This window comes from Bradyrhizobium sp. AUGA SZCCT0169 (assembly GCF_018130085.1).
Lineage (GTDB): Bacteria > Pseudomonadota > Alphaproteobacteria > Rhizobiales > Xanthobacteraceae > Bradyrhizobium.
In genome coordinates, this window is record NZ_JAFCMC010000019.1 from 60,552 (window position 1) to 77,709 (window position 17,158).

Below are 17,158 nucleotides of genomic sequence, written 5' to 3' on the forward strand. Positions count from 1 at the left end.
ACCTTCGAAGCTATCTATAAAACACTTCTAAAAAATCGCGACATCGACCGACCGCCGGACCTGCGGACCGAGCGGATGTAAAACTAAGCATCGGTCATGACGCGCCGGGCGCCTCAAAGTTTAAAACCGATTTAACGTTGATCCCGCATGCTCGCCGCAGGCCGAGAGGAGGCGACATGCGCAGGTATCCTTATCAGCGCCTTCTGCAGTTTGACCTGACGCTGCTCGAGCAGCTTCGCTACAGCATGTTGCACCGTCCCCTGTTGGATGCTGCAGAGATGGCTTGATCGCCTGTGGCATTCGAAGCTTATCTGGCGATGGATCGGCGAGCCGCTGCGTGACCGGAAGTATTCGCCATGGGCTGGTTTTTCGGCCGATACGCGCACGCCAATCGTGACAGATCCTAACCAGTTCGAGTGCCACACGCGACATAGCGTTGCTGTGGTCTACTGGAATTGCTCCCGGGGCACGGCGCCGAGCCCCCTTCGGGCGAAAAATGCACTGCTGCCCGAACGCGAGGGATGGTTCAGAGCAGGACTGTGCCTTGGTGGCGGCGCAAGGGCAGCGGCGACAAGATTTGGATCATGGGAGACGTCGACATTCGAGCGGACGATGTCGTGTTTGTCGATCGCGCCTCGCAGGACCTCAGATACGATCCCCCGGCGGTCGAGATCGGCGCTCAGCTCGAACGCGACCTTGCTCTGCACCGGCCGTTCGTCGAGGCGCTGGCGGACGACAAATTCGCGACCGTCGCCCACCACATGCTGGCCCACCTTGAATGGATGCGGACCGGCACCCGCGAGATCGGCCTGTTCGAGGGGCTCCACCATATGTTCGCGTGCCTTCGCAACAAGGGCGAAGATTATCTCGACTTCAAGTTCGGCGACTATCCGGGAGTCGCGCCGACCAAGGCCGAGGCGGCGCAGCATGTCCTGCGAATGAAGGAGATGATGCGGTCGTTGGGCTGGCGCACCTACACGGCGGACGAGCTCCAGGCGAGGGTGCGCGAGGATTTCCGCGCCCGGCTCGAACGTCGCCTCGAAGCATGGCGGCAGCTTGACGCGTACGAAGCGCGGCCGGCCAGCAGCCATGATGTGCTCGCAAAGACCCCGCTCATCTCAGACATGCTGCTGTATGAGGGTGACGATCCGGAGTGGCTCGCTGAGCTACGGGGCGAGGAGCGGCTGGCAGCGTCCGCGCAATTTGTCCAACGACTGAAGAACCTCGCAAACAGCGGCCGCCCGCCGAATTGCGGTTCTCAGGAAAAAATGTCTGCGTTTGGCACTAAACGGCGGTTCTCCAATGTCTGCTTTTCTGCCGCTTCTGGGGCTAAGCGGACATGGCGACTTATGAGTGCTCGGCCTAGCCGGTTGGCTGCTCTTGACGCAAGCCGCACTATTGCGCCGCGCGCCGGGCGTGCATTTGCCAAAATTGGGGGATGATGAAGAAGTGTCACTGATGTGCCCGACGTGTCAATCGTAGCTCTCTGGGGTGTCCGGTGCCGGTTATTCTCTTACTTTGCAAAGGGTTGTTTTCTTTGCATGGGGTTGTTTTCGCGATTTTGTGTTTCGGGCCCCTGCGGTGTGCGCCGATAGCGCATCGAAGGCGCGTGAACGCGCTGGCGGAGGCACCGCGCTCGACGCGAAAGGGGGGCCTCGACGCCTGATGCATGGCTTATTTGCTGTTTTCGCTGGTGTGCCCGCCGATAAAGCTACTCGGCGACGGCGGATTTTAATGTTACCTATCGGCGCATGAACGAGCATGCCAAGGTCGACATCCGCCACTCCACCTGTCCGCATGATTGCCCATCGGCCTGCGCGCTCGATATCGAGGTGATCGACGGCCGCAGCATCGGCCGGGTGCGCGGTTCCAAGCAGCAGACCTACACCGCCGGCGTCGTCTGCGCCAAGGTCGCCCGCTATGCCGAGCGCATCCATCATCCCGACAGGCTGCTGCATCCGATGCGCCGCACGGGACCCAAGGGCTCCGGTCAGTTCGCGCGGATATCATGGGACGAGGCGCTCAACGAAATCGCCGCGCGTTTCGATCAGGCCGAGAAGGAGTTCGGTGCCCAATCGGTGTGGCCGTATTATTACGCCGGCACGATGGGCCTGGTGATGCGTGACGGCATCAACCGCCTTGCCAATGTGAAGAAATATTCCCGGTTCTATTCCACGATTTGCGCGAACGTCGCCCGTATCGGATTTGCCATCGGCACCGGCAAGATCGCCGGCGTCGATCCGCGCGAAATGGGCGTGTCCGACCTTGTCGTGATCTGGGGCACCAATCCCGTGAACACCCAGGTCAACGTGATGACGCATGCGATGCGTGCCCGCAAGGAGCGCGGCGCCAAGATCGCGGCGATCGATGTCTACAACAACGACACCATGAAGCAGGCCGACATCAAGATCCTGCTTAAGCCCGGCACGGACGGCGCGTTCGCCTGCGGCGTCATGCACGTGTTGTTCCGGGAAGGTTACGCCGATCGCGAATATATGGATCGCTACACCGATTGCCCGAATGAACTGGAAGCGCACCTTGCGACCCGTACGCCGGAGTGGGCATCGTCCATCTCGGGCGTGCCGGTCGAGGAGATCGAGGCGTTCGCCCGCCTGGTCGGTCAGACCAAGCGTTCGTTCTTTCGGCTCGGCTATGGCTTTACCCGGAGCCGCAACGGTGCGGCGCAGATGCATGCGGCGTTGTGTATCCCGGCGGTAACCGGCGCCTGGCAACATGAGGGCGGTGGCGCGTTCTTCAACAATTTTGCGATCTGGAAGTTCGATGAATCCATCATCGAGGGCCACGACGCGCTCGACCGTACCACCCGCTGGCTCGACCAGTCGCAGATCGGACGTATCCTGACCGGCGACGCGGAAGCCTTGAAGGGCGGACCGCCGGTCAAGGCGATGCTGATCCAGAACACCAACCCGATGACGGTGGCGCCGGAGCAGGCGCTGGTGCACCAGGGGTTTGCGCGCGACGACCTGTTCATGGTGGTGCATGAGCAGTTCATGACCGAGACGGCTAACATGGCTGACATCGTGCTGCCGGCGACCATGTTCATGGAGCACGATGATCTCTACTACGGTGGCGGCCATCAGCATATTTCGGTCGGCGCCAAGCTGATCGATCCGCCCGGCGAGTGCCGTTCGAACCACGAGGTGTTGCAGGGCCTCGGCAGTCGGCTCAACGCGGTGCATCCCGGGTTTACGATGTCGCCGCGCGAACTGATCGACGCGACGCTGCAGAAGAGCGGCCATGGCGATATCGCGGCTCTGGAGGCGGATCTGTGGCGCGACCTCCAGCCAGATTTCCGCACCTCGCATTACCTCGACGGTTTTGCGCATGCGGACAAGAAGTTTCACTTCAAGGCCGACTGGGCGAACCCTCCTTTCGGCAACGCCGGTTTGGGGCCGTGGGCGCAGATGCCATCGCTGCCGGACCACTGGACCATTATCGAGGAAGCGGATGAGGCCCATCCGTTCCGTCTCGCCACCAGTCCCGCGCGCAGCTTCCTCAACACCAGCTTCAACGAAACGCCATCTTCGATCGCGCGCGAGGGCAAGCCCTCGGTGATGATGCATCCCGACGATGCGGCGGTGCTTGGACTCACCGACGGAGAGGTCGTCACCCTGGGCAATGTCAGGGGCGAGACCAATTTGACGGTAAAGCTGTTCGACGGGGTGCGGCGAGGCGTCCTGATCGCGGAATCCATCCAGCCGAACAAGGCCCATATCGGCGGTCGTGGTATCAACATGCTGACCGGAGCCGAGGCGGTTGCGCCCGTGGGGGGCGCGGCGTTCCATGACAACAAGGTCTGGGTGAAGAAGGCCGCACCCGCGGCCTAAATCCCGCTTGCAGTTTCCTGCCATCCTGCCGCAAATGTTCGCCAATCCATGGCAAACAGGGCGAGCGGAACAATGACCGACAACAGCAGCGTAATACGCGAGAAGCGCGGACAGGCGTTCTGGATTACCATCCACCGGCCGGACAAGCGCAACGCCATCAATGCCGACGTGGTCGCCGGTATTGCGAAGGGCTATCGCGACGCCCATGACGACAAGGAAGTGCGCGTCATCGTGCTGACGGGGGCGGGCGAGAAGGCGTTTTGCGCCGGCGCCGACCTGCAGAACAGCGGCGCCGCCTTCGCGATGGATTTTTCCAGGCCGAATGTCGACTACGCCGATTTGTTGCGATTGTCGCAGAACGCCACCAAGCCCGCGATTGCGCGGGTAGGGGGCGTTTGCATGGCCGGCGGCATGGGCCTGCTGTGCATGACGGATATGGCGGTGGCCGCCGATCACGTGATCTTCGGGCTGCCCGAAGTGAAGGTCGGCGTGTTTCCGATGCAGGTGATGAGCCTGTTGCAATCGATGGCGCCGCCGCGCCTCGTCAATGAGTGGGCACTGACGGGCGAACCGTTCGATGCCAAGACGGCTCAGGCCGCCGGGCTGCTGAATTACGTGGTGCCGTCAGCCGAGCTCGACGCCAAGGTCGAATGGCTGATCAGCCGTATCGTCGACAAATCGCCGACCGCGATCCGGCGCGGCAAATATGCCATGCGCGCCATCGCTTCGATGTCGTTCGACGAAAGCATCGCCTACACCGAAAGCCAGATTGCCTTGCTGGCCATGACGGAAGACGCCAAGGAAGGTCTCAAGGCGTTCGGCGAGAAGCGCAAACCCTCATGGCCGGGGCGGTAAGCTTCTCGGCTATCTGCACGACCGCTGATCGTGGAGTGAGTGTCAGTCAGCGCTATCGCGCTCCGAACGGTACGGAGGCGCGTGCGCGATAGGTCCAGAGGCCGAAACTGCCTCCGATGCCGCTACGCTCACCCCCGATCGCAACCTGTGCTCCGTTGTTGAACTTTGCAGCCAGCCCGCCAATTGCGCGCGCCGACCAGCCATCGAACACATTGATGACAGGAATTGCGGGCACGGCCGCAACCAGCGTCAGATTATCCGAATTGAAATAGTAATCGCTGTAGACTCCTACATAGGGGACCAGTGTGGCTGTCGATATCCAGGCCACGGGATAGGACAGCTTCACGCCGCCACTGGCGCGGCCGATTGCGAAGTTGCGATCACTCAGCAGGGTACCAAGCGTATCTCTGTAGGCATTCTGGTGCTCCCACAATGCATAGATCCGCGCGGAGGGCTCGATCTGCAGGCCCCAACTTTGGTAAGTGCCGGTCAGTCCACTGGAGAGCAGCCAGCGTTGTCCGCCAAATTGACCGGAGGCAGTGCCCGCGCTGCCGTCATAGCCGATGCCGGAATAGGCGAACGCCGCGTCGAAGCGAATGTTTGGCGCAAGCATCCATCCCAGGTACGAACCAACCGTCCAACCATCGCCTTTCAACCGTCCCTGTAGCGCGTCGGATCGATAATCGAAGGTCTCGTAGCCACCGAGCACGCCGATCAGGAAGTTCGGCGTCAGCTTGCGGGTAACGCCTGCCAGCAGGTTGACTTGATCACCTGAGAGCAATGAGGCACCGGTCACCACGCCCAATCCACCGGTCCCCCAACGATCCAGATGGGCGCCGCGGACTTCCGCCCAGCCATACCAATCCCGCTGTTCGACCCGACGCGGTGGTGCCTTGGCATAACCGCCGGCATAGGCCAGCGCGCCGAAGGCATCGTTCTCGCGATCCCGTTGTTCCGGTGCAAAGCTGCGCGCCGTCCCTAACGAGCCGCTGAATGGATCCGCGGCATGCGCGATGGTATCCGGCTTTCCGTCCGGGTCAGCCGCGAAATTGAAGCGAACGCCTGCACCACTGACAGTGGCGGGCGGACCACCGCCGCCAAAACCCTCCGATATGGCGCTGTCGACCGCGCCCGATATCGCCGAACCGGAATTCTGCGCGACCACCTTGGTGGCCATCGCTTGCAACGCCTGCAATTTGGCGCTGTCGGCCGTGCCGCCGACCGCCTGAGTCAAAGCCGCCGACGTACTCGCGGTAAAGCTTCCTGCACCAGCGTAGGCGGCGGTGATGCTGTGGTTTCCCTGCGCAAGGTTCGCGGTCGTGAAAGTTGCGACGCCTCCTGCGAGTGCGCCGTTACCGATCACGGCGCCGCCGTCGAGAAAGTTCACCGTTCCTGTCGGTGTGCCGCCGGTACCACTGACGGTAGCGGTGAAGGTGACGGGTTGGCCGACGGCGGATGGATTGAGCGATGAGGTCACTGTCGTCGTCGTTGCAGCCGCTACGGCCTGGCAGACGACGGCAATGGTTATGTTGGCGGCTGCGGTCTCGCCGACGCCCGATTGTGCGAACACTTCGGTGCCGTTCGCGGTCAGGCTCAGTGTCGTTCCATTGGCAATCGAATTGCCGTTCACTGCCGCGGCGCCCAGCCTCAGGACCAGCGAATTTGGCGTATTGAGAGAAGCAGCATTGCCCGGATTAGTAACGGTCAATGTCAACTTTTCGCCGGCTGAAAAAGCAGCATTGACGGGCGGACTATTGACGGTGCCGCCCGGAGTTTTCGCAAAATTGAGCGTGCCACCGTTTACGGCATCACATCCTGCTGAAGCGAGCGCGGCTGCCGGCGCCAAAAGGCTCGCGCATAACCCGAGCGCCAGCGCCCAAGCGGCATTCGAACTCCCAAGCCGCCGCTCGGAGCGGCGCGCATTCCCCATTCCCAGCACGTCAGCCCCCAAACCCATCGTAGGAAATTGCTAAAATATGAGTTGATGGTATCGGAGTCGGAACCCCGATCAATGCGACCAGGGCAGGTTTTGACAATCGCTTCAGGCATGTTGCGCCTAGGCAACAGATATCGAGCGCGCTTTGAGAAGTCGCTTCCTGGACGCCTCATTCGTTGATGGTGTTCGGCCTGTGACGGCCTGCACTATCCGGCGTTAGCCTTAAGCCCCGCAGCTTCAATACCCGCGACGGCGCAAACCTCGTCATTGTCCGAGGTGTCGCCGCTGACACCGACGGCGCCAAGCAGAACACCGCCGTCCTGGATCAGCACTCCGCCGGGCACCGGAACGAGACGGCCTTGTGCCATGGTGTTTATCGCGCTGACGAAATAGGCCTGCTCCTGCGCGCGCTGGAACAGCGCGCGTGAGCCCATGCCCAGCGCCAATGCGCCATAGGCTTTGCCGTGGGCGATTTCGGCCCGCATCAGGCTGGTGCCGTCCTGCGCCGCGGTGACTTTAACGCAACCGCGGGCATCGAGAATGGTGATGACCAGCGGCTTCAGTTTTTTCTCGACGCCTTTGGCAAGGGCGGCATCAAGAACCTTGCGCGCGATGTCGAGGGTGAGTTCAGCCATGGGTCGGTTCCTTTGCATGAGAGGAGAGAGGTGAATTGGACTTTGCGCGGTCGAGGCTCATCGCCAGAACACGCGCGACGTGAAGGGCTGATCGCCCGCTGCCATCCTTGATCTGATGCCGGCACGAGGTGCCGTCGGCGACGATTAGTGTGGTCTGGTCGGCGCCGCGGACGGCCGGCAGCAGTGAGAGCTCGGCCATTTCCATCGATGCCTGGTAGGTGTCGGCACCATAGCCGAAGGCGCCGGCCATGCCGCAGCAACTGGACTCGATGATCTCGACGTTCAGGTCGGGCACGAGGCGAAGCGCTTTTTCGACCGGCTTGAATGCGCCAAATGATTTCTGATGGCAGTGGCCGTGAACCAGCGCCTTGGCAGGCATCGAACCAAGCGGCAGCCGCAGACGGCCGGCCTCCGCCTCGCGAACCAGGAATTCCTCGAACAGCAGCGCATGCGCGCCGATGCTCTTGGCGTCGTTATCGGAGCGCAAGGAAAGCAGCTCATCGCGCAGCGTCAGGAGACAACTCGGCTCGAGGCCGACGATCGGTACGCCGCGCGCGGCGAACGGCGCGTAGGTTGCGACTAGCCGGTCCAATTCGGCTCGCGCTTGGTCGACCAGACCAGCAGAGAGGAAGGTGCGCCCGCAGCACAGCGGCCTGACGCGATCGGCTGGTTTTGGAATGTGGACGCGGTATCCGCCTTCAACCAGCACGCGTAGCGCGGCATCGAGATTTTCCCGCTCATAGGCACGGTTGAACGTATCGGCGAACAGCACGACTTCGCGGCCACTCTCCGGCCCAAAGGCCTCCGCATCGGCTCGGAATACATCGCGCCGGAATGCGGGCAGGGCGCGTTGCGCGCTGATGCCGGCGAATTTTTCAAACAGCTTGCGCAGCAGCGGACTGCCGTTGCGCCAGTTGGCGAGTGGGGCGAGGCGGGACGCGAGGCCGGCATAGTGGGGCAGATATCCAACCAGCCGGTCGCGCAGCGATAGGCCGTGTGTTGCCGCGCGTGCCGCCAGCACCTCGATCTTCATCTTGGCCATGTCCACGCCGGTCGGGCATTCGTGGCGGCAGGCCTTGCAGGAGACGCAGAGTTTCAGCGTGTCCATCATCTCGTCGGATGCCAGCGCGTTCGGTCCGAGTTGACCGGATATCGCCAGCCGCAGCGTATTGGCGCGGCCGCGGGTGACGTCCTTCTCGTTGCGGGTCGCACGGTAGGACGGACACATCACGCCGCCTTCGAGCTTCCGGCAGGCGCCGTTGTTGTTGCACATCTCGACGGCGCCCTGGAAACCGCCGCCGGCGCCGGGATAGGCCGACCAATCGAGCGCTGTTTTCAGTTCGCCGATACGATAATCCGGCGGATAGCGAAACAGCGAGCGGTCGTCCATTTTGGGCGGATCGACGATCTTGCCGGGATTGAGGACATTGTCCGGGTCGAAGCGCTGCTTGACCTCTCTGAAATCGGCAACGATGCGTGAACCGAACATCGCTTCATGGAATTCGGAGCGGACCAGGCCGTCACCGTGCTCGCCGGAATGCGAGCCCTTGTATTCGCGCACCATCTCGAAGGTCTCTTCGGCGATGGCGCGCATCGCCTTGACATCCTTCTCCAGCTTCAGATTGAGCACGGGACGCACATGCAGGCAGCCTTCGGAGGCATGCGCATACATGGTGCCGCGGGTGCCGTGCCTTTCAAAAATGCCGTTGAGGCGTTCGGTATAGTCGGCAAGATGCGGCAGCGGCACCGCGCAATCCTCGACAAAGGAGACCGGCTTGCCCTCCTGCTTCATCGACATCATCACGTTGAGACCTGCGGCGCGGAACTCGGCGATGCCGGTCTGTAGCGCGGGTTCTGTGATTTCAACCACGCCGCCCCATTTGCGCTGCGGCTTGTCCCAACCGAAGCCGAGATCGGCCATCAGTTCGACGAGCTGTTTCAGGCAGCGCTGGTTTTCAGCCTGATCTTCCTCGGCGAATTCCAGGATGAGCACCGCATCGGGATCTCCCCGCACGGCGGTGCTGATGATCGGCTGGAACATCGCGATCTCGCGGCCCAGCGCGATCATGGTGCGGTCGACCAGTTCCACGGCAATCGGGCGCAGCTTCACCAGATGCTGGGCCGCGTCCATCGCCTCATAGAAGCTGCCGAAATGACAGACGCCCAGCACCTTGTTGCGGATAACAGGCCATAGCTTGAGCTCGACCTGCGTGGTGAAGGCGAGCGTGCCTTCGGAGCCGACCAGCAGGTGCGCCATGTTATTCGCCGCGTTGCGCGGTACTAGCGCATCGAGATTGTACCCGCCGACGCGCCGCTGCACCTTCGGAAATCGTTCGGCGATCTCGGCTGCCTCGCGCGTGCCGAGATCGAGCATGTCGCGGAACAGCGCAAGCCCGCTATCGGATGAATTCACGCCCGCGAGATCGCGCTGCACTTCGCCGAAATGCAGCCGCGTGCCGTCAGCCAGCGCCGCATCCATCGACCGCGTATTGTCGCGCATGGTGCCGTAGCGCAGCGATCGTCCGCCGCAGGAATTGTTGCCGGCCATGCCGCCGATGGTGGCGCGCGACGCCGTCGAGACGTCGATCGGAAACCACAGCCCGTGCTTCTTGAGCTGGCGGTTGAGGTCGTCGAGCACGATGCCGGGTTCGACAACGCAGGTGCGATTTTCGACATCGAGCGAGAGGACACGGTTCAGATGCTTGGAAAAGTCGACGACGATTCCCTCATTGACGGTCTGGCCGCATTGCGAGGTGCCGCCGCCGCGGGGGGTGACGATTCGGCCAGCGTCCCCTGCGATGGCCAGCGTCCGCAACGCCTCGTCCATGGTCCGGGGGACCACCACGCCAAGGGGCATCATCTGGTAGAACGAGGCGTCAGTCGCGTAGCGACCGCGGTTGAACGCGTCGAAGAAGACGTCGCCGGTAATCTCGCGAGCAAGACGCACGGCGAGGGCGCTGTTTTCAGCCGAATTTTGTGACTTTTCGGCCCCTGTTGCCGCCATTGCCTTGGTCTCGTGAGTGAACGTCAGTGTCTTGCCTGCCGGGGTCCGCCTTGGCAAGGCAAAGCCCTGCTTCTTGGGCATTGACGGGCCCCGCCGGGCGGGGGACAAGCCCGCCGAATGGTGATATTCGAGCGGCTCGTGAAGCCAATACTCGTAAGACAAGACCGGGAAGGACGCCCCATGACTGTGCACTCTGGACGGCATTTTCTGCAGATTCCGGGACCGACCAACGTGCCGGACCGGGTTCTGCGCGCCATGGACATGCCAACCATGGATCACCGGGGTCCCGAATTCGCCGAGATCGGCCACGCGGTGCTGGCGGCCATGCAGCGGGTGTTCCGCACCAAACAGCCGGTGATCATCTACCCGTCGTCGGGCACCGGTGCCTGGGAGGCCGCCCTCGTCAACACGCTGCAGCCCGGCGACAAGGTACTGATGGCCGAGACCGGGCAGTTCGCCGTGCTGTGGCGCGGTATTGCCGAGAAGTTCAAGCTCGAAGTGGATTTCCTGCCCGGTGACTGGCGTCATGGCGCCGACCTTGAGCAGATCGAGGCGAAGCTGTCGGCCGACAAGGCGCACAAGATCAAGGCCGTATGCGTGGTTCACAACGAGACCTCGACGGCCTGCGTCACCTATCCGCTCGAAGTCCGCAAGGTTCTCGACCGCGTCAAGCATCCGGCGCTGCTGATGGTCGACACCATTTCCGGTCTCGGCTCACTGGAATATGAGCACGACGCCTGGGGCATCGACGTGTCGGTTGCGGGATCGCAGAAGGGTCTGATGCTGCCGCCGGGTCTCGGTTTCAACGCGGTGTCGGAAAAGGCGCTCGCGGCCGCGAAGGCCAATCCGGCGATGCGTTCCTATTGGGACTGGCAGGAAGTCATCGCAATCAACAAGGCGGGCACCTGGCCCTATACGCCGGCAACCAATCTGCTGTTCGGGCTTCGCGAAGCGATCAAGATGCTCGAAGAAGAAGGACTGGAAAATGTGTTCGCGCGCCACAAGCGCCACAGTGCCGCGACGCGCGCGGCCATCAAGGCTTGGGGCCTGGAAACGCAGTGCCAGGAACAGGGCGCACACTCGCCGGCGCTGACCGGCGTGGTGATGCCGGAAGGCCATGACGCCGACCATTTCCGCAAAGTGGTGTTGGAAAACTTCGACATGTCGCTCGGCACCGGCCTCAACAAGATCAAGGGCAAGGTGTTCCGGATAGGCCATATCGGCCACTTCAACGACCTGATGCTGATGGGCACGCTCTCGGGTGTCGAGATGGGTCTCGATCTCGCCAAGGTGCCGCACCGTGGCGGGGGCGTGCTGGCGGCGATGGAAGTGCTCAAGGGTCGCGATGTCGTTTCCAAGCCAAAGGTCGCCGTCGCCTGAACCGGTCTCGACCCAATAACGAAAAGAACGGAAAGAACTGTGATGAACGCACCGGTCGCTGCAACTGAAGACCTGCTCTATTCCGTCGAGGACGGTATCGCCCGGCTGACGTTCAACCGGCCGCAGGCGCGCAACGCGCTGACCTTTGCAATGTACGAGCAGATGGCGGCGATCTGCGAGAGCGTCAACCAGGACCGCTCGATCAAGGCCATGATCCTGACCGGCACGGGAGAAAAGGCGTTCGCATCGGGTACCGACATTTCGCAGTTCCGTGCCTTCAAGACCGCGGAGGACGCACTCGAATATGAGGAGCGGATCGATCGCGTGCTGGGTACATTAGAGAAGGTCCGGGTGCCGACGATTGCGGCCATCGCTGGTGCCTGCACCGGCGGCGGCGCCGGGATTGCCGCCTGCTGCGATATCCGGATCGGCACCGCAACGACGCGCATCGGCTTTCCCATCGCGCGCACGCTGGGCAACTGCCTGTCGATGTCCAACATCAGCCGGGTTGTTGCGTTGGTCGGGCCGGCGCGGACCAAGGACCTGATTTTTACAGCGCGGCTGATCGAGGCCCCGGAGGCGCTGTCGCTCGGTCTGCTCAACGAAGTGGTGCCTGACGTTCCGACGCTGCAGCGCCGCGCCGATGAAACCGCCAAGCTCGTCGCGAGTCATGCGCCGATCACGATGGAAACCGCCAAGGAAGCGGTGCTCCGTATTCGCCGCACGCTGTCGCGCGAGGAGGGCCGGGATCTGATCCTGCGCGCCTATATGAGCGAGGATTTTCGCGAAGGAATGGATGCGTTCCTCAACAAGCGAACGCCGAACTGGAAGGGCAAATAGGCTTGGTTCGGGTTGGTCACGATCGGGGTTTCGTATCGCCCACGACGTACTTTGCTTTGCTCATGCGAAAGTAATAGGCAGTGTGGGGCGGTTCGACTTGAACTGGCGCAGTTAAATCCGCACAATGGTTCTGTGTATGCTATCGTTTCTATAATTAAGACAAAGACATAGGGAAGAAAAACGTGGGACAGATTCTCAAAGCCACGGCCGCCCTGGCGGCCATGATCGTCAGCGCGCCGGCGTTCGCTGCCTGGGAGCCGACCAAACCGGTTGAAATCGTAGTCGCAGCAGGTGCCGGCGGCGCGTCCGACCAGATGGCTCGCATGATGCAGGCGGCGATCCAGAAGAATAATTTGATGAAGCAGCCGATGGTGGTCTCGCTCAAGGGCGGAGCGTCCGGTGCCGAAGCGTTGATGTACATGAAGTCCAGTGACGGCGACCCCAACAAGGTGCTGATCGCCTACTCGCTAATCTACATGCTGCCATTGTCGGCGAAGATTCCCTTCAATTGGCGCGATCTCACACCGGTGTCGGTGGTCGCGCTCGATCAGTTTGTGTTGTGGGACAATGCCGCCGGACCGAAAACCGTGAAGGAATTCGTTGCCGCCGCCAAGGCTGCGAGTTCGCCGTTCAAGATGGGCGGGACAGGCTCCAAGCGCGAGGATCACGTGCTCACCGTGTTCATGGAGCAGAGGACCGGCGCGAAGTTCTCCTATCTGCCCTACAAATCCGGTGGCGAAGCCGCGACGCAGCTGGTCGGCAACCACACCGAATCCAACGTCAACAACCCGTCCGAAAATCTCGAGGTCTGGCGGGCCGGCCAGGTCCGCGCACTGTGCGTGTTCGACAAGGAGCGGATCGCCTACAAGACCAAGGTCACCGAGACGCAATCCTGGAACGACATCCCGACATGCAAGGAAGAAGGGCTCGACGTGCAGTATCTGATGCTGCGTGCGATGTTCCTGCCGGGCAAGGTCACGCCGGATCAACAGGCGTTCTATGTCGACCTGTTCCAGAAGGTGACACAGACCGCCGAGTACAAGGAATACATGGAAAAGCAGGCGCTGAAGCCGATCTTCCTAACCGGCAAGGACATGGTGAAGTTCCTCGAGGAGGATGACAAGCTCAACACCTCGCTGATGAACGAAGCCGGTTTCGTGGCGAAGTAAGCCGGCCCTAGCGCGTTATTTTCCGGCAGCACCGTATCCAGCGATCCTGCCGAGTACGTTCTTGATCTCTGCTTTGGGAAGCAACCGCGGTGTGCCGATCTGAAGGCAGCCGTGATATTGCCGCGCCAGCGCTTCGACCTCCACCGCAAGCCACATTGCCTTCGACAGCGAAGGTCCGACGGCGATCATGCCGTGATGCTCCAGCAGGCAGGCCAGGCGGTCCTCGAGTGCCCGCACGGCGTGTTCCGACAGCTCCTGTGTGCCGAACGTCGCATAGGGCGCGCAGCGGATGGTGTCGCCGCCGGCGACCGCGATCATGTAATGGATCGGCGGGATTTCCAGACCCATGATCGCGAGGATCGTCGAAAAGGGTGGGTGCGCATGCACCACCGCGTTGACCTCGGGCCGTGCCCTGAGAATGTCGAGGTGAAACCGCCACTCGCTCGACGGTCGCTGCGCGGCGTCGAATGAACCATCCAGATCCATGAACACGATCTGCTCCGGCTGCATCGTTTCATAGGGCACGCTGGTCGGTGTGATCAGCAGGCCGGCGTCATGCCGCAGGCTGATGTTCCCGGACGTGCCTTGATTAATGCCAAGCGCATTCATGCTGCGGCAGGCGTCGATGATTGACTGACGCTTTTTCCGCTCGCTGGTGGCCGACATCCACTTTCTCCTGATCGCTGCGGCGTGGCGCCATCACATCACAAGCCCTGTCAGAGGGCCTTTGCAGTGGGGCGAACAATGGTTGATTATTGCGCCGCAGTATAGTCGAACATCCAAGGGTGCTGGGAACAAGCCGGAGCGGTCGCTCCGGGAAACATTCTGGGAGCAATCATGACGAATGCCGTGCTTGGCATTATCGGCGGATCCGGTATTTACGATCTGCCGGGGTTGGAAAATGTCCGCGACGAGGCAATCGTAAGCCCCTGGGGCGAGGCTTCTGCGCCCGTCAGGCACGGTGTCATCGCCGGGCTGCCGATCGTATTTCTACCTCGGCATGGCAAAGGGCACGTTCTGTCGCCTTCGGACATCAACTACCGCGCCAATATCGACGTCCTGAAACGGGCAGGGGTTACCGACCTGATTTCGCTCTCGGCCTGTGGTTCGTTCCGGGAGGATCTGCCACCCGGCACATTCGTGCTCGTCGATCAGTTCGTGGACCGCACCCACAAGCGCGAAAGTTCATTCTTCGGCAAAGGCTGCGTTGCCCATGTCTCGATGGCTCATCCGGTCTCGCCGCGCCTATTGGTGCATTTGGCGGAGGCCGCCAAGGCCGAGGACATCGTGGCCGTGCAAGGCGGCACCTATGTCTGTATGGAGGGCCCTCAGTTCTCCAGCCTTGCCGAGAGCCTGACCTACAAGACGCAGGGCTGTTCGGTGATCGGGATGACCAACATGCCCGAAGCCAAGCTCGCCCGTGAGGCCGAGATCTGTTACGCCAGCGTGGCGATGGTTACCGATTTCGATTGCTGGCATCCCCAGCACGACGCCGTGACGGTTCAGGATATCATTCGCGTGCTGAACTCGAATGCCGAAAAGGCCAAGGGCCTGGTCGCGCGTCTTGCCAGGGATTTCCCGCGCGAGCACGAACCGTGTCCGATCGGCTCGGATCGGGCCCTCGATACCGCGCTGATCACGGCGCCGGAAGCGCGAGATCCCAAATTGCTTAGCAAGCTCGACGCGGTGGCCGGCAGGGTGCTGCGCTCATGAAAGTCGATGGCCAGCATTTTCGCAGCATCTGGCTCGAGCCCGATGGATGGTCGATCGGGGCGATCGACCAGCGGCGGCTGCCGCATGATTTCGTCGTCGCGCGGATGACGAGTGCGGCGGACGCCGGCGAAGCCATCCGTTCCATGCTGGTGCGCGGCGCGCCGCTGATCGGCGCAACCGCCGCTTATGGCATGGCGCTGGCTATGCGCGCCGATGCCTCCGATGCCGCGCTTGACCTTGCCTACAAGATGCTGATCGCGACCCGGCCGACGGCCATCAACCTGAAATGGGCGCTCGATGAAATGCACGGGATGCTGCGGCCCTTGCCGCCGTCAGGACGTGTCGCGGCAGCCTACAAGCGTGCCACTGAAATCGCGGAGGAGGACGTCGCGATCAATCAGGGCATAGGACAGCACGGTTTGGCGCTGATCGAAGCGATTGCCGCGACCAAGCCGGGAGAGACGGTCAACATTCTGACGCACTGCAACGCTGGATGGCTGGCGACGGTCGATTTCGGTACCGCGACGGCTCCGATCTACCTCGCGCATGATCGTGGCCTGAAGGTCCATGTTTGGGTCGACGAAACCCGGCCCCGCAATCAAGGCGCTTCCCTCACGGCGTGGGAACTTGGCCACCATGGTGTCCCGCATACGGTGATCGCCGACAACACCGGTGGCCACCTGATGCAACACCGGATGGTCGATCTGGCCATCGTCGGAACCGACCGGGTGGCCGCCAATGGCGATGTCTGCAACAAGATCGGAACCTACTTGAAGGCGCTCGCCGCGCACGACAACGGCGTGCCGTTCTATGTTGCGCTGCCGTCGCCGACCATCGACTTTAGTATCGACGACGGAATAAAGCAGATTCCGATCGAACAGCGCGCTTCCGATGAAGTCGCGACCATGACCGGCCGCACCACCGATGGGCGTATCGAAACGGTGCGGGTGGTGCCTGCGGGATCGCCGGTCGCCAATTATGCCTTCGACGTCACGCCGGCACGGCTGGTAACCGGGTTGATCACCGAGCGTGGTGTGCTGAGGCCTGAACGTGCTGCACTTGCGAGCACGTTTCCTGATCGGTTCCGATAGCGGTTTGTGGAAGCCGGTTCGCGTAGAGGAAACGCGTCAAGCCAGAGCATTCGCTGAAGTTACATTGACGCGGGCAACGCCAGCACTGTATCCCGTATGCCACGTCAGTTAGCCGGGATAGATCACATCCAATGTCCAATACCGACATCGAAATCGTCGTCGACGATCCGACCGCGCCGGAGATCAATTCACCTGTCGTGACGAGCGTCCGCATCGTCGACGTCGTGGTGTCATTGCTCCTTCTGGCGCTGGCGCTGACGCTCGGGTGGGACAATTGGCGCACCGGCGCCGCCTGGGACTCCACCGGCCCGCAGGCCGGTTATTTTCCGTTCTATCTTTCGGTGATCCTCGGTGGTGCCAGCCTTTATGGTCTTGTCACCGCTTTCCTGTCGCGCAAGGAAGCCGCCGAGACTTTCGTCACGCGGGCCCAGCTTCGCCGCGTCATGGCCGTGTTCGTGCCGACGCTGCTGTTCTGTCTGGCCATGCAATTTCTCGGACTCTATGTCGCGAGCTTCCTGCTGATCTCCACCTTCATGCGCGTGGTCGGCAAGATCGCCTTGTGGAAATCGCTGCTGACCGCCTTCGTGTTCACCGCTGTGATGTTTGTGACCTTCGACATCGCGTTTGACGTCATCATGCCAAAGGGCCCGCTCGAAGCGGCCCTCGGCCGATAGTAGATCGCAGGTA

Annotated in this window: 13 protein-coding genes; 9 read left to right on the plus strand and 4 right to left on the minus strand. The window is 61.9% G+C overall.

The window, feature by feature from the left end:
- Nucleotides 1-584 precede the first annotated feature (584 nt).
- The 3 genes from JQ609_RS21250 (at nucleotide 585) to JQ609_RS21260 (ending at nucleotide 4,703) form a co-directional block, all read left to right on the plus strand.
- Nucleotides 585-1,442 carry a hypothetical protein gene (locus tag JQ609_RS21250; protein ID WP_212274827.1) on the plus strand — a complete coding sequence of 286 codons (858 nt, stop codon included), beginning with the start codon at nucleotides 585-587 and terminating at the stop codon, nucleotides 1,440-1,442.
- Between the two features lie 309 nt (nucleotides 1,443-1,751).
- Nucleotides 1,752-3,848 carry a molybdopterin oxidoreductase family protein gene (locus tag JQ609_RS21255; protein WP_212274828.1) on the plus strand — a complete coding sequence of 699 codons (2,097 nt, stop codon included), beginning with the start codon at nucleotides 1,752-1,754 and terminating at the stop codon, nucleotides 3,846-3,848.
- Nucleotides 3,849-3,920: 72 nt separating this feature from the next.
- Nucleotides 3,921-4,703 carry an enoyl-CoA hydratase/isomerase family protein gene (locus tag JQ609_RS21260; protein ID WP_212274829.1) on the plus strand — a complete coding sequence of 261 codons (783 nt, stop codon included), beginning with the start codon at nucleotides 3,921-3,923 and terminating at the stop codon, nucleotides 4,701-4,703.
- 52 nt (nucleotides 4,704-4,755) lie between these two features.
- Here JQ609_RS21260 and JQ609_RS21265 read toward each other — a convergent pair whose 3' ends face one another.
- The 3 genes from JQ609_RS21265 to JQ609_RS21275 form a co-directional block, all read right to left on the minus strand.
- Nucleotides 4,756-6,633, minus strand: coding sequence for an Ig-like domain repeat protein (locus JQ609_RS21265; RefSeq protein WP_249128249.1), 1,878 nt, complete (start codon nucleotides 6,631-6,633; stop codon nucleotides 4,756-4,758).
- 212 nt (nucleotides 6,634-6,845) lie between these two features.
- Nucleotides 6,846-7,274: a heme-binding protein gene (locus JQ609_RS21270; RefSeq protein ID WP_212274831.1), complete on the minus strand. Its 429-nt coding sequence runs from the start codon at nucleotides 7,272-7,274 to the stop codon at nucleotides 6,846-6,848.
- The gene (locus tag JQ609_RS21275) at nucleotides 7,267-10,278 is read right to left on the minus strand and encodes an FAD-binding and (Fe-S)-binding domain-containing protein (protein WP_212274878.1); all 3,012 of its coding nucleotides are present in this window, start codon (nucleotides 10,276-10,278) and stop codon (nucleotides 7,267-7,269) included. Before JQ609_RS21275 ends, JQ609_RS21270 begins: the two co-directional genes overlap by 8 nt.
- A gap of 180 nt (nucleotides 10,279-10,458) precedes the next feature.
- On the opposite strand from JQ609_RS21275, the gene JQ609_RS21280 reads away from it, so the two are divergent.
- The 3 genes from JQ609_RS21280 to JQ609_RS21290 all read left to right on the plus strand — a co-directional run bounded on the left by JQ609_RS21280 (nucleotide 10,459) and on the right by JQ609_RS21290 (nucleotide 13,667).
- Nucleotides 10,459-11,658: an alanine--glyoxylate aminotransferase family protein gene (locus JQ609_RS21280; protein ID WP_212210095.1), complete on the plus strand. Its 1,200-nt coding sequence runs from the start codon at nucleotides 10,459-10,461 to the stop codon at nucleotides 11,656-11,658.
- A 42-nt stretch (nucleotides 11,659-11,700) separates the two neighbouring features.
- Nucleotides 11,701-12,498, plus strand: a complete 798-nt coding sequence (locus JQ609_RS21285) for an enoyl-CoA hydratase/isomerase family protein (protein WP_212274832.1) — start codon at nucleotides 11,701-11,703, stop codon at nucleotides 12,496-12,498.
- A gap of 221 nt (nucleotides 12,499-12,719) precedes the next feature.
- Nucleotides 12,720-13,667 (plus strand): tripartite tricarboxylate transporter substrate binding protein, encoded by a 948-nt coding sequence (locus JQ609_RS21290; protein ID WP_192737919.1) that lies wholly within the window; start codon nucleotides 12,720-12,722, stop codon nucleotides 13,665-13,667.
- A 15-nt stretch (nucleotides 13,668-13,682) separates the two neighbouring features.
- Here JQ609_RS21290 and JQ609_RS21295 read toward each other — a convergent pair whose 3' ends face one another.
- Nucleotides 13,683-14,333: a class II aldolase/adducin family protein gene (locus JQ609_RS21295; protein ID WP_212274833.1), complete on the minus strand. Its 651-nt coding sequence runs from the start codon at nucleotides 14,331-14,333 to the stop codon at nucleotides 13,683-13,685.
- A 171-nt stretch (nucleotides 14,334-14,504) separates the two neighbouring features.
- Here JQ609_RS21295 and JQ609_RS21300 point away from each other — a divergent pair, with 171 nt between their 5' ends.
- From JQ609_RS21300 to JQ609_RS21310, 3 genes are all read left to right on the plus strand, one after another.
- The gene (locus JQ609_RS21300) at nucleotides 14,505-15,380 is read left to right on the plus strand and encodes an S-methyl-5'-thioadenosine phosphorylase (RefSeq protein ID WP_212274834.1); all 876 of its coding nucleotides are present in this window, start codon (nucleotides 14,505-14,507) and stop codon (nucleotides 15,378-15,380) included.
- Nucleotides 15,377-16,471 carry an S-methyl-5-thioribose-1-phosphate isomerase gene (mtnA, locus tag JQ609_RS21305; RefSeq protein ID WP_212274835.1) on the plus strand — a complete coding sequence of 365 codons (1,095 nt, stop codon included), beginning with the start codon at nucleotides 15,377-15,379 and terminating at the stop codon, nucleotides 16,469-16,471. The genes JQ609_RS21300 and mtnA overlap by 4 nt, the downstream gene beginning before the upstream one ends.
- A 131-nt stretch (nucleotides 16,472-16,602) precedes the next feature.
- Nucleotides 16,603-17,145, plus strand: a complete 543-nt coding sequence (locus JQ609_RS21310; protein WP_212274836.1) for a tripartite tricarboxylate transporter TctB family protein — start codon at nucleotides 16,603-16,605, stop codon at nucleotides 17,143-17,145.
- The last annotated feature ends 13 nt before the right edge of the window (nucleotides 17,146-17,158 follow it).